This window comes from Rhodanobacter sp. Col0626 (assembly GCF_049994385.1).
GTDB lineage: Bacteria > Pseudomonadota > Gammaproteobacteria > Xanthomonadales > Rhodanobacteraceae > Rhodanobacter.
Genome location: NZ_CP188260.1, coordinates 1,348,652 through 1,361,622 on the forward strand (window position 1 = coordinate 1,348,652; position 12,971 = coordinate 1,361,622).

At 64.1% G+C, this 12,971-nt stretch carries 11 protein-coding genes; 6 read left to right on the forward strand and 5 right to left on the reverse strand.

Features of this window, described 5'->3' with window-relative positions; genetic code table 11:
• The first annotated feature begins 24 nt into the window (after positions 1-24).
• A complete protein-coding gene (locus ACPPVV_RS05455; protein WP_426702453.1) occupies positions 25-2,268 on the forward strand; it encodes a M1 family metallopeptidase in 2,244 nt (747 codons plus the stop codon).
• Positions 2,268-3,185 carry a hypothetical protein gene (locus ACPPVV_RS05460; RefSeq protein ID WP_426702454.1) on the forward strand — a complete coding sequence of 306 codons (918 nt, stop codon included), beginning with the start codon at positions 2,268-2,270 and terminating at the stop codon, positions 3,183-3,185. Before ACPPVV_RS05455 ends, ACPPVV_RS05460 begins: the two co-directional genes overlap by 1 nt.
• Positions 3,186-3,359: 174 nt before the next feature.
• On the opposite strand, the gene ACPPVV_RS05465 is transcribed toward ACPPVV_RS05460, so the two are convergent.
• The 3 genes from ACPPVV_RS05465 to ACPPVV_RS05475 form a co-directional block, all read right to left on the reverse strand.
• Entirely contained in the window at positions 3,360-3,899 is a 540-nt protein-coding gene (locus ACPPVV_RS05465; protein ID WP_426702455.1) for a GNAT family N-acetyltransferase, read from the reverse strand.
• 5 nt (positions 3,900-3,904) lie between these two features.
• Complete coding sequence (locus ACPPVV_RS05470) at positions 3,905-4,378, reverse strand: SET domain-containing protein-lysine N-methyltransferase (RefSeq protein ID WP_426703175.1); 474 nt, start codon at positions 4,376-4,378, stop codon at positions 3,905-3,907.
• 91 nt (positions 4,379-4,469) lie between these two features.
• Positions 4,470-4,817 (reverse strand): ComEA family DNA-binding protein, encoded by a 348-nt coding sequence (locus tag ACPPVV_RS05475; RefSeq protein WP_426702456.1) that lies wholly within the window; start codon positions 4,815-4,817, stop codon positions 4,470-4,472.
• Positions 4,818-5,029: 212 nt separating this feature from the next.
• On the opposite strand from ACPPVV_RS05475, the gene ACPPVV_RS05480 reads away from it, so the two are divergent.
• The 4 genes from ACPPVV_RS05480 to ACPPVV_RS05495 all read left to right on the forward strand — a co-directional run bounded on the left by ACPPVV_RS05480 (position 5,030) and on the right by ACPPVV_RS05495 (position 9,229).
• Positions 5,030-6,454 carry a M20 family metallopeptidase gene (locus tag ACPPVV_RS05480; RefSeq protein ID WP_426702457.1) on the forward strand — a complete coding sequence of 475 codons (1,425 nt, stop codon included), beginning with the start codon at positions 5,030-5,032 and terminating at the stop codon, positions 6,452-6,454.
• A gap of 14 nt (positions 6,455-6,468) precedes the next feature.
• The gene (locus ACPPVV_RS05485; protein ID WP_426702458.1) at positions 6,469-7,176 is read left to right on the forward strand and encodes a YggS family pyridoxal phosphate-dependent enzyme; all 708 of its coding nucleotides are present in this window, start codon (positions 6,469-6,471) and stop codon (positions 7,174-7,176) included.
• A gap of 274 nt (positions 7,177-7,450) precedes the next feature.
• Positions 7,451-8,401, forward strand: a complete 951-nt coding sequence (locus ACPPVV_RS05490; protein WP_426702459.1) for a C40 family peptidase — start codon at positions 7,451-7,453, stop codon at positions 8,399-8,401.
• Positions 8,402-8,611: 210 nt separating this feature from the next.
• The gene (locus ACPPVV_RS05495; protein WP_426702460.1) at positions 8,612-9,229 is read left to right on the forward strand and encodes a rhomboid family intramembrane serine protease; all 618 of its coding nucleotides are present in this window, start codon (positions 8,612-8,614) and stop codon (positions 9,227-9,229) included.
• A gap of 29 nt (positions 9,230-9,258) precedes the next feature.
• On the opposite strand, the gene rapA is transcribed toward ACPPVV_RS05495, so the two are convergent.
• Together rapA and ACPPVV_RS05505 are read right to left on the reverse strand one after the other, a co-directional pair.
• Complete coding sequence (rapA, locus tag ACPPVV_RS05500) at positions 9,259-12,099, reverse strand: RNA polymerase-associated protein RapA (RefSeq protein WP_426702461.1); 2,841 nt, start codon at positions 12,097-12,099, stop codon at positions 9,259-9,261.
• Between the two features lie 93 nt (positions 12,100-12,192).
• Complete coding sequence (locus ACPPVV_RS05505) at positions 12,193-12,870, reverse strand: Fe2+-dependent dioxygenase (RefSeq protein WP_426702462.1); 678 nt, start codon at positions 12,868-12,870, stop codon at positions 12,193-12,195.
• Positions 12,871-12,971: the final 101 nt, after the last annotated feature.

The following is a 12,971-nucleotide window of genomic DNA, read 5'->3' on the forward strand; positions in this document are numbered from 1 at the left end:
GGATTACCTGGGGAGTGAGAAAACATGCGGCCAGTTGCACGCAAGTGGGGATACCTGTGTGCCGTGACCTTGTCGGTCGCGGTATTGCCCGCGGTGACGTTGGCACAGGCACCGACGACGGCCAGTAAGCCAGCCAACAGCGCACTGGTTCCGGCCAGTGCAGGTTCGGTCGCTGCCGACATACCGTTCGTTTCCGGCAACGCGGCGAATTTCCAGGTGCCCAGTGCGCCGGATGCATGGGGCGGTCCACGTGGCGATCACCCGGCCACGCTGTCCGACCAGGTGGTGAGCTACACCATCCAGGCGTCGCTGGATCCGGCCAAGCACACGGTCGACGGCAAGCAGACCATGACCTGGCGTAACCGAAGCAACCAGCCAGTCAAGAAGATCTACCTGCACCTTTACCTCAATGCGTTCGAAGGCCCGGGCAGCACGTTCTTCACCGAGCGCCGCCTGCTCGCCGGCAGCGGTCATTCGCGCGGCAACGCCAGCCTGAAGAAAGGCGAGTGGGGCTACATCGAGCTCAACAAGGTGCAGCAGGGCGGCCAACCCGTGACCTGGCGTTTCGTGCAGCCGGATGGCGGCCCGAAGACCGACAAGACGGTAGTCGAGCTGGATCTGCCACAGGCCGTGCCGGCGCAAGGCACGCTGAGCCTGGACATCGACTTCCACGACCAACTGCCGCGTGTGGTCGAACGCACGGGTTGGTTCGGTGACTTCCATCTGGTCGGCCAGTGGTTCCCGAAGATTGCCGTGCTGGAACTGCCCGGCGAGCGCGGTGCCACGGCACCGCGCTGGAACGCGCACGAATTCCACTTTCAAAGCGAGTTCTATGCCGACTACGGCAATTTCGACGTGAAGTTGAGCGTGCCCAAGAACTACGTCGTCGGCGCCGTGGGCCAGGAGCAAGGTGCACCCACGGAAGATGGCGGCAAGGTCACTCACCGCTTCGTGCAGAACGATGTCGAGGATTTCGCCTGGGTGGCGGCGCCGGGTTACAAGGTGCAGCACACCAGCTGGGCCGGACCAGGCAGCCCGGCGGTCGACGTGCAGGTGATCTACCCGCCGGAGTACGAAGCCGCGGCCCAGCCGGTGCTCAAGGCCACCACCGATTCGCTGACCTATTTCTCCGACACGCTGGGACCGTATCCGTACAAGACAGTCACCGCCGTGGTACCGCCTTACAACGCCAGTGAAGCGGGCGGCATGGAGTATCCGACCTTCTTCACGGCCGAGGGCATCAACAAGGTCACGCCGGATACGGCCAGCCAGTACCTGATCGATTTCGTCACCATCCACGAGTTCGGCCACGGCTATTTCATGGGCATTCTCGGCTCGAACGAATTCGAGGAGCCGATGCTCGACGAGGGCATGAACGAGTACTGGGACGATCGCATGCTGGTCGATCGCAAGCAGGATATTTTCCCCACCACGCCGCTGTTGAGCCGGCTGGGCATCAAGCCGAGCATGAACCCGTTCGAGGCGGAACGGCTCAGTGGCGTGCTGGGCATCGGCACACCGGCCGATTCGCTCGACTCCAATTCGTGGGACCGCATGTCCAGCAGTAGCTACGGCTCGGTGTATTCGCGTACCGCAGCAACCATGCGCACGCTGGAGAACCTGCTTGGCCATGAGGTGATGGGCAAGGCGATGAAGCTGTATTACGAGCGCTGGAAGTTCCGTCATCCCGATGCGGCTGACCTGCGTGACGCCCTGGCCGAAGGTTCCGGCAAGCCCGAGCTGGTGAATGCGATTTTCGCTTCGCAGGTGTACGGCACGGACAAGGTCGATGCGAGCGTGGTCTCGGTCGAGAACGAGGAGCAGGTTCCGCGTACCGGCACCGAAATGCGCGATGGCAAACGCATCACGCTGACCGACAAGGAGGTCGACAAGCAGATCGACGACGCGCGCGCCGCCTGGAAGAAGACGCACAAGGACGCCAAATACGGGGGTCCGTATCCGTGGCAGTCGACGATCACGGTGCGCCGCACCGGTGCGGCGGTGCCGCGTACCGTGCTGATCAAGTTTGCCGACGACAGCAGCGAGACGATGCACTGGGATGACGCCAGTCGCTGGAAGCGGTTTACCTTCACCAAACCGGTCAAGGCCGTATCGGCGACGGTCGATCCCGGACAGAAGATCTATCTGGATGCGAACAGCATCAACGACAGTCGGACCATCAAGGCCGATGGCAGCGCGTCGCGTCGATGGAGTGCGGATCTGGCTTCCATCTTTCAGACTTTCTATGCCTTGATGGGGACGCTGTGATGAAGACTGGTCGTATTTCCCGCCGCGTGGATTCGGGTGCCGTGGTGAGTGCACCCTTCGCGGCCATGCAATGGCGCCTGCTGCTGCTTTGGATCCTGTTGCTGTTGTTGCCGACGGCCGTGGTCAGTTTGCCGGTCTGGCGGGCGCTGAGTGGTGCGCTCGACCATTCGATCCAGGCCCAGGCGTGGGCTACCCGCTTCAACGCCACGATGGTCGGTGACGTCATGTCGACGTTGCAGATTTCCAACTGGTTCCATGGCATTGCCCTGGTGGGCATGTTGCTGATGTTGCTGCTGTTGCCGTTTCTCAATGGCATGGTGGTCGGCACTGGCCGCGCCGGGCGTGCACTGGGTTTCAGCCACCTGCTTCAGTGCGGCATCGTCGAGTACGGTCGCATGTTCCGCCTGATGCTGTGGTCGATCCTGCCGTACGCGGCAATGGGTGGCCTGATCGGTGTCGTGCTGCACATGGCCGATGGCATCGGCGACAAGGCCGTGCTGGAATCGCAGGCCGACCGCGCATCGCACCTGGCCCTGTTCGTCGCAGGGGTGCTGTTCGTGCTGGCGCAATCGATCGTCGAGTCGGGTCGTGCGGCGTTCATCGCGGATACGGGGTTGCGTTCGGCCACGCGCGCGTTCGGTCGCGGCTTCATGCAGTTGCTGCGCCGTCCGTTCAGCACCTTGCTCTGCTATCTGTTGATCAGCGTGATCGGCTACGCGGTCGCCTTCGTGCTGGGGCTCGGGCGCGTACACACTCCTGCCGTCGGTGTTGTCGGGTTGGTGTTGGCCGTGTTGCTGGCGCAGCTGGTGGCGGTGGTGATCGGTTGGATGCGCGTGGCGCGACTGTTCGCACTGGCCGAAGTGGCGCGCTCGCTGTCGCCATCGCGTGTGGCAAGCGGCTTGCCGCCGGCGATCTGATCGATTGTTGCGTAAAGGTCGGCTCGGCTCTCCCGTACGGAAGAGCCGAGTCCGCCGATTCGGATCCGGCGCATCGACCACGGGTGTGTTTGGGCGGCAAGCAGGTCGGCCCTGCCGGCAGCGCTTGTCGAAGCGACTTTCCGATACGGCCGGGTTCGCAGGCAACCCGTGGGTCTAGCCGTAGGCGCGACGGTGCTCGCGGTGCGGCGGGTAGTAGGCGAATACGTGGCTGTTGCTGCCGTAGAAATCCATGTCTTCGATGTGCTCGCCGCCGAGTCGCTCGGCCACCCGATCGGACGCTTCGTTGCCGATTCGTACCAGGCTGATCACGCGTTGCGCGTGCAACTGGTTCCAAGCGAAATCGAGTACCGCGTTGCCGGCCTCGGTGGCGTAACCGTGGTGACGATGCGAGGGCTTCAACATCCAGCCCATTTCCAGGTCGGGCCAGCCTTCGGGGTACATCAGGCCGGCGCGACCGATGAATTCGCCGCTGTCTTTCAGTTCCAGTGCCCACATGCCGCAACCACGCAACTGCCAGTGGCCCAGCAGCATCGCCAGTGAACGCCAGGCGTTGGTACGGTCCAGCGGTTCGCCGTCACCAATCCAGCGGGTGCTGTCCGGATCGGCCAGCATCGCGGCGTAGTCGTCGAAGTGTCGCTCGGTCAGCGCGGTAAGGCGCAGGCGCGCCGTTTCAATAGTTGGGATATCAGACATCACGATCAGCGGTGGGCGTTGGCAAGCAGTTCGGCCAAGGCAAGGGTGCTGCTGGCGAGACTCTCTCGCCAGGACAAGCCGGTGATTATCTCACCTGTGACCGAATCGACAAAATCCTCGGCTTGACCCGGTGGCAGCAGGTGCCGGTAATCCACGGTGACTTCCGTGCCGGCAGGCAACTCGGCCAGTGCGAACACAAAGCCGAGATGCCACAGCCCGTTTGGCGTGAAGCTGTGGTTGATGTAGCACTCGTCCGGCCAGTCGGGCGACAGTGTGTAGCGGTCCTCGAACCAGCGCGCGCTGGCGTGAAACTGGGCGTTCAGCTCCGGCGAGGCCAGGATTTCGGCGTGCGGAAAGGTCTGATCGATGCCATCGGGTGCGGTGATGATGCGGCCCGCCGCCACGGTTTCATCGAGAAACAGGCCGTTGCCGGCACCGCGGATGGCGGAGGCGGCGATGTGGTAGCGCGGCAGGATCATGGCGGCATGATGGCAGGCTGGGCGCGCGAGTGTAACGCAGGCGGCGCGACCCACCGGATCGCGCCGCCTGCCCGCGCCACGGCGGCGACCGTCAGTCTTCGACGGCATCCTCCTTGCTTTTGCGTGGGGCCTTCGTTGGCAGATCCGCCTTGGCGGTCGATCCGGCGCTGGCGTCGCTGAGCAGGATCGCGCTGCGATTGCGCTCGATCGTGGCCTTGCCGATGCCTTTGACCTGATGGAGGTCGTCAGCCTTCTTGAAAGCCCCGTGCGCGTCGCGCCAGGCCACGATGGCCTCTGCTTTGGACTGGCCGATGCCATCCAGCGATTTGGCGATGGTGGCGGCATCGGCCAGGTTGATGTTGACCGGCGTGGCGGCGAGTAGCAGCCCCGGCAGCGTGAGTGTCAGTGCAAGGGCGAATGCTGCAAATTTGTGGAACATGACCTTCCTCCTCGAGCGTGGTGGCGGCATCCAGGTGCCGCGTTCCCACTTTGGCTGTGGAAGGAAGCCATTGCAGTCGGATCGGCGGCCAGAGCTGCGTGCGCGTTGAGCGTTGGCGTTTGTGGGTGCCGCCTGTGCGCCTGTCGGGCGGTGCCGGCGCCGGTGGAACGCGCTGTTACAATGCCTGTCTGATCGCCCGATGGAGCCCGACCATGGATACCGCCCGCCTTTCCCACTTCGTCAATGGCTTGTGGGACGACGAAATCGTGCCGCAGCTGGTTGAATACATTCGTATTCCCAACAAGTCGCCGATGTTCGACAAGGACTGGGTGGCGCATGGTTACATGGATGCCGCGGTCAAGCTGATGGAAACCTGGGCGCGCTCCAAATTGAGCCAGCTGCCCGGCGCCACGCTGGAAGTGGTGCGACTGGAAGGGCGCACGCCGCTGATCTATATCGACGTGCCGGGCCAGGGCGACGACACCGTGATGCTGTACGGCCATCTGGACAAACAGCCGGAGATGACCGGCTGGAACGAGGGCCTCGGTCCGTGGACGCCGGTGCTCAAGGGCGACAAGCTGTACGGCCGCGGCGGTGCCGACGACGGCTATGCGATCTTCGGCTCGCTGGCTGCCTTGCTGGCGCTGCACGAGCAAGGCATTCCGCACGCTCGCTGCGTGGTGATGATCGAGGCCTGCGAGGAATCGGGCAGCTACGACCTGCCGTTCTACGTCGACCATCTGGCCGAGCGCATCGGCAGCCCGTCGCTGGTGGTGTGCCTGGATTCCGGCTGCGGCAACTACGACCAGCTGTGGCTGACCACCTCGCTGCGTGGCATGACCGGCGGCAACCTCACCGTGCAGGTGCTGGAGGAGGGCGTGCATTCGGGTGACGCCTCCGGTGTAGTGCCATCGAGCTTCCGCATCCTGCGCGAGCTGCTGTCGCGGCTGGAGGATCCGGAAACCGGCACGATCAAGCCGAAGGAGCTGTACGTCGAAATACCGCAGCAGCGCATCGACCAGGCCAAGCTTTCCGCCGATGTGCTGGGCGCGGGCATCTACGACAAGTTTCCATGGGTCGACGGCATGCAACCGGTCACCCACGACCTGGCCGAGCTGGTGCTCAACCGTACCTGGCGTCCGCAACTGGCGGTGACCGGCATCGGTGGCATCCCCGCACTGGAGAGCGCCGGCAATGTACTGCGACCATTCACCTCGGTGAAGCTGAGCCTGCGCGTGCCGCCCACCTTGAGTGGCGCCAAAGCCGGCGAGTTCGTCAAGCAGTTGCTGGAGAAGGATCCGCCGTACGGCGCCAAGGTCAGCTTCACCCTGGAAAAGGACGGCAGCGGCTGGAACGCACCGGCGCTGTCGCCGTGGCTGGAACAGGCCGTCAGCGACGCCTCGCAGCATTATTTTGGCGCGCCGGCCACCTACATGGGCGAAGGCGGCAGCATCCCGTTCATGGGCATGCTGGGCGAGAAATTCCCGAAGGCGCAGTTCCTGATCACCGGCGTCCTGGGCCCGCATTCGAATGCCCACGGCCCGAACGAGTTCCTGCATATCCCCACCGGCAAGAAGGTCAGCATGGTGGTGGCCGAAGTGGTGGCGCGTCATCATCAGCAGGGCACCAAGGCCTGATCCTCGGTCGACACATGAGCGCAGACACCACCTGGCTGGCAGCCAACTGGGCGCAGATTCGCCAGCGCGTCGATGATGCCTGTCGCGAGGCAGGACGTGATCCCGCCTCGGTCAACATCCTGCCGGTCAGCAAGACCTTTGGCCCGGAGCTGATCCGGGCCGCGGTGGATCTGGGCATGCGCCGATTCGGCGAAAACCGGGTGCAGGAAATTCGCGACAAATCCGCTCCCCTGGCGGATTGCGGCATCGACTGGGTGGTAATCGGCCATCTGCAGCAGAACAAGGTCCGCGACGTGGCTCGACTGGCCAGTGAGGTGCAGTCGCTGGATCGGCTGGAACTGGCCGAGGCTCTGGATCGGCGGCTGCAGCAGGAAGGCCGTGCGATCGATGTGCTGGTGCAGGTGAAGACGTCGCCGGAACCCAGCAAATACGGCTTAGCGCCCGAGCACCTGCCAACCCTTCTCGATCGTCTGCGCGATTACCAGACCTTGCGGGTGCGTGGCCTCATGACCGTGGCGACCCATTCCGACGAAGCGGCCGAAGTACGTCGCTGTTTTCGTCTACTGCGTGAGCTGCGTGCTCAGGCTGCCACCCAGGGGCATGATCTGCCTAGGCTTTCGATGGGAATGAGCGGGGACTTTCCGCAGGCGATCCTCGAGGGCGCCAGCGAGGTGCGGATTGGCAGCGCCATCTTCGGCCGTCGCGCTACGCCGGCACCGTGAGCGGATCAGAGACGTTTGGGGGCTCATTGCTCTTCACGTGCGTGAAATCCAGTGCGGCGAAAGCCGTGATTTCCCGTTTGATCGCGGAGAAAAAATTTTCACAATCATTGGCTTGCGTGTCATATATGGCGAATCGAGGCATTTGAAAACGATGGAGTTCAATTAACCTCAATCCAACATCCACACGGCCCCTTCTTGATAACTTCACTACTTCGTCACGTCGTCAGCTTCTGCAGGCGGCCAATCCTGTGAATCACCTGGGATTTTCCCCCGCATGCCAATCAAGCGATTGACCGCCTTTTCCGTGCTTGCTGCAGCCTTGCTCGTGATCGCACCGGTACAGGCCCACACCAGCAAAACCCACGGCAAACCGGTTCACGCGAAACACGCTCAGGTTCACAAGTCGACGCACGTCAAGACGGCGAAGCACAAGGCGACCCACACCAAGCACGGCAAGCTCGCGGCAACCAAGCACAAGGTCACCCACCATTCTTCGCTGGCTGCTTCCCGCAGCCATGCCGTCCCGGCCTCTACGAAGGTCGAGACAACCGCCACGGTCAGCCCGGCAGCATCGCTGGTCAGCTCGTTCGAAGCCGGTCCGCAAGCCATCGCCAATGTCACGCCCCAGTTGCTGCAGCCGCTGCCGATCTTCAATCCGGCGCCGATGCTGAGCCAGTCGATCGTTCCCGCCGACGCCCGAACCGTGCTGGGCGGTGATGACGCCGTCGTGAAACAGATCGCGTCCGGACAGCCCGACGCGGACGACCAGGCGGCTGACGACGAGTCGGCGCCGACCGATGCGGTTGTCGAGAACACCACCGACCTGCGCAAGGCGCTGATCGCAATGGCGATGAAGCTGCGCGATACCCGCTATGTGCGTGGCGGCCATGATCCGTCCACCGGCTTCGATTGCAGCGGCTTTGTCCGTTACGTGTTTGCCCACGCCGTCGGCATGCAGCTACCCACCAATTCCGCGGCGCAGTTCCTGGCGGGCCTCAAGATCAAGCGCGGCGACATGAAGCCGGGTGACCTCGTGTTCTTCCGCACGCACGGCAAGCGTCGAATTTCGCACGTGGGCATCTATATTTCGAATGGCCGCTTCATCCATTCACCGACCACCGGCAAATCGGTGGAGATTTCCAGCCTCAATGACACCTACTGGTCGAAGCGCTTTGCCGGTGCCAAGCGGCCCGAAGCGATGGCGATGGTGGCCGACAAGGGCTGAGCGGTTACGACGACTGTTCCGGAGCCGCCGCAAGGCGGCTTTTTTTTGGGCGCCATCGGCCGTACCCGGCCCGGTCTGAACCATTCGCACGGGCCACGGTCTTCCACGGAACGCCGCCATCGCATGCGTCCGGCCGCTGTGGCGGCCGGTGACGTGGCGACATCACCCGATCACCGCTACGCTTGCCGTTCAACTTCCGGAAACCGACCGATGCCCCTTGATCTGCCACCTGTTACCCGCAATTTGCTGATCGCAAACGTCGCGGTATTCCTGCTGCAACAGGTGTCGGGCACGTTCATGCTGCAGTATTTCGCCTTGTGGCCGCTGGGTTCGGGCCTGTTCGACGTATGGCAGATCGTCACCAGTGCGTTCCTGCATGGCAGCGTCATGCACATCATGTTCAACATGATCGCGCTGTACATGTTCGGCGGCACCATCGAGCGCACGTTCGGCGCGCGCAATTTCACCGTCTATTATTTTGTCTGCGCGATCGTCGCCTCGCTGCTGCAACTGGCCGTGCTCTGGTTTGCACCGCCGTCGCAATACGGACCCACGCTGGGCGCATCGGGCGCCATCTTCGGCCTGCTGCTGGCGTTCGGCATGCTGTATCCGAACGAGAAGGTCATGCTGATCTTTCTGCCCATTCCGATGCCGGCATGGCTGTTCGTGATCGGCTACGCCGCGGTCGAACTGACCCTCGGCGTGACCGGCATCGAACCGGGCGTGGCGCATTTCGCGCACCTCGGCGGCATGCTGGGCGGCATCGTGCTGATCCAGTACTGGCGTGGACGGCTGCCGATCAAGCCAAAGCGGCAACTGCTGCGTTGACCGACAGCGTCGTGGGCAGTTTTCCGGACTCAGCGCAGCGCGAGGAAATCCGCACTGACCACGAAGCGCACCGCATCCAGCCGCAAGCGTGACAGCGGCAGCGCGGCCAGCAACCGGGTGCGCTCGTCCGCCACTGCGGTGATTTCCGCTTCGCTGATCGACGGATTCACCGCGCGCAGGGCCAGCAGGCGGGAGAGTTCCGCGTCCAGCGTTTCGGTGGCCAGGGTTACTGCTTCCTCGATGCTGGCCTGGCCGCGTTCGGTCGCCAGCGTTTCGGCGCGCGCGAGCATGGGCGGCACCAGCTTGCCCAGGAATTTCCGGTAGCGAACCACCTCGATATTGCGATCGCTGGCCTTGCGCAGGGCAATGTCGCTGGGCGCGAAATCGGTGCGTTCGGCCAGCTTGGTATCGACGGTGACGACGATCGGCAGGACCGGCAGGAAGCGCTCGGCGTCGAGCCGGCGGTCGGCGACGCATTCGAGCACGAACACTGTCTGCAGCAGCGCGGTGCGTGGCGGCAGCACGTCGTCCACCATGAAGGCGGCGTTGCCCTGTTCGCCGGACAGCGCGAGGTCCATGGCACCGGCGACCAGTGGATGGTCCAGGCGTAGCAGGGGTAATTCCTCGCGGGTCAGCGCCACGTCACGCGAGAACGTCACCGATTGCGGACCTTCGGCAAAGCCGGGCAGGGCGTCGGTGGACAGGTATTGCGGGTCGAGCAGCAGTATCTGGCTACCGAGCTCCTCGGCGTGGATGCCGAACGCTTCCAGCAGGCGTTGCACGAAGGCATCGCGGCCCGGATCGAAATCCTCGCGGGCGAATGCCTGCTGCAGTTCGTCCGCATGCAGGTCGCGGCTGGCCGCCAGTTCCAGCAGGTGATCACGGCCACCGCGGATCAGTTCGGCCAGCTGCTCGTGGCTGGCATGGGTTTCGGTGAGCAGGGCGTCCAGCTCCTGGTCGCGGTTGTCATCGCCACGCGCGTGTTCGTCGGCCAGTCGGGTCAGCGGCTCGCCATAGCGGCGCAGCAGCTCGCGGCCATCGGCCGGGCTCATGCGGAACGCGTCGACGCCTTCGTCGTACCAGCGCGCCAGTACGTGCTGGGCGCTGTCGGCAACAGCCAGGATATGGATGTCGATATCGTGCTTCTGGCCGATCCGGTCCAGCCGGCCGATGCGTTGTTCGAGCAGGTCCGGATCCAGCGGCAGGTCCCACAGGATCAACCGGTGCGCGAACTGGAAGTTGCGGCCCTCCGAGCCGATCTCCGAGCACAGCAGCAGGCGCGCGCCATCGGGTTGCGCAAAGTATGCGGCGTTGCGGTCGCGCTGCACGATGCCGAGGCCTTCGTGGAAACGCGCCACGCCCACGCCGCTGCGGGTGCGCAGCACCTCTTCCAGCGCCAGCACCTTGGCCTGGCTGCGACAAATCAGCAGGAACTTGTCCTGCGGGTGCTGCTCCAGCAGGGCAATCAGGGTGTCGATGCGCGGGTCGGTGCTGTAGTCGACCTCGATCAGTGCCGGTGGTTGCTGGATATCGGCGTGGAATTCGGCAAGCAGCGCCTGGCGCGTGCTCTCCTCGATCGTGTCGGCGTCCAGCAGGTGCCATTCGGGCAGGCGCTTGGGGAAGCCACCGACGCCTGCGCGATTGTTGCGGAACATGGCGCGGCCGGTGCCATGGCGATCGATCAGGGCTGCCAGCAGTTCGCGGGCGTTGGCCGGTTTGGTCGAGTCGGCCAGTTGCGCGGTCAAAGTCTCGTCGCCATGGAAGGCTTCGGCTAGCGTGGCGCGCTGGGTGTCGTCCAGCGCTGCACCGTCGAGCAGCCTGTCGGCAATCTTCGACAACGCCTGGTAGGTGTCGGCCTCGGCCAGATAGCCGTCCAGGTCGTGGTAGCGCTGTGGGTCGAGTAAACGCAGTCGGGCGAAGTGGCCACTGCGGCCCAGCTGTTCCGGCGTGGCGGTGAGCAGGATCACGCCGGGAATCGTCCAGGCCAGCTGCTCGACCATGGTGTAACGCGGACTGGCCGCATCCGGCGACCACGCCAGGTGATGGGCTTCGTCGACCACCAGCAGATCCCACGGGGCTTCCAGCAGTTGCTGCGCATGTTTCGGCGAGTTTTCCAGGAAACCGAAGTCGGCGATCACCAACTGCTCGTCCTCGAAGGGATTGCTCGCGTCGCCGGATTGTTCCAGCGCTTCGCAGCGCTCCTCGTCGTAGATCGCGAAGCTGAGGTTGAAGCGGCGCAGCAGTTCGACGAACCACTGGTACACCAGGGTATCGGGCAACAACAGCAGGACGCGCGAAGCACGGCCGGTGGCGAGCTGGCGCGCGATGATCATGCCGGCCTCGATGGTCTTGCCCAGGCCCACTTCGTCGGCCAGGAGCACCCGCGGCGGGCGACGTGCGGAGGCAATGCCCGCCACGCGCAGCTGATGCGGCACCAGCCCGATCCGGGCCGCACCCAATCCCCACATGGGCGAGCGGCGCGCCTCGGCACGCCGCTTGAGGCCTTCCAGGCGCAGCTCGAACTGCGCCACCGCGTCGGTGCGACCGCCGATCAGGCGATCGTCGGCCTGGCTGACACTCTGCTCGTCGTCGAGCTGGCCTTCTTCCAGTTCGCGACCTTCACCGCGGTAGATCAGCAACTCGTCGCGGATTTCCACCCGTTCCACCAGGAACGCGATGCCCTTGCCGGCGACGCGCTGGCCGGCGCGGAATTCGGCGCGCAGCAGTGGCGCCGAATCGACTGCGTAGGGGCGCAGTACCCCGGCTTTGGCGAACAGCACCTGTACGCCGCGTCCTTCCACACGCAACACGGTGCCGAGGCCGAGCTCGGGTTCAGCAGAGGAGATCCAGCGTTGACCAGGTACGAACATGTTTCAGCCGCGTTGCTACAGAGGGCCGACAATTATCCGCTCCGCGACGCGCGCTGGGAACCGCTGGGTGCTGTCGGCTGCAGTTTGTCCGATTCAGGTCTCGGACCACTGGCGCAACAGGTTGTGATAGACCCCGGTCAGCTGCAGCACGGCGGCGGCATCGGCGCCGGACGCAGTGAGGCTCTGGATCGAGCTGTCCAGCTCGAACAACAGGCGTCGCCGGCTGTCGTCGCGAATCAGGCTTTGCACCCAGAAGAACGAGGCCATGCGGGCGCCACGGGTCACCGCGGTGACTCGATGCAGGCTGCTCGATGGATAGACGATCAGATCACCCGCCGGCAGTTTCACCGCATGCTCGCCGTACGTGTCGCTGACGATCAGTTCACCACCGTCGTAGTCGTCCGGTTCGTTGAGGAACAGCGTGCAGGAGATGTCGCTGCGCAGTTGTGCTTCGGCGGACAACGCCATCACGGCGCCGTCGACGTGGAAACCGTACTGGCCGCCACCCTCGTAGCGATTGAAGCGCGGTGGCAGGGTGCGCAGCGGCAGTGTCGCTGCGTGATAGAGCGGATTCTTCGCCAGCGCCGCCAGCACCCTCTGGGCCAACTGCTGTCGTAGCGGCGACGCATCCGGAAGCTGCTGGTTGCGCTTTACCTTTGCGCCCTGCGCGCCGACGGTCTCGCGGCCGTCGGTCCAGTCCGCTGCATCCAGTGCGGCGCGGATCTGTGCGACTTCAGCAGGGGCAAGTACGTCAGGGATGTGTAGCAGCATGAATCACCTGTAGTGACATGGTGCTGTAGGAGCGGCTTCAGCCGCGATGCTCTCGGGATATGGAAGAAGAGAGCATCGCGGCTGAAGCCGTTCCTACGGAA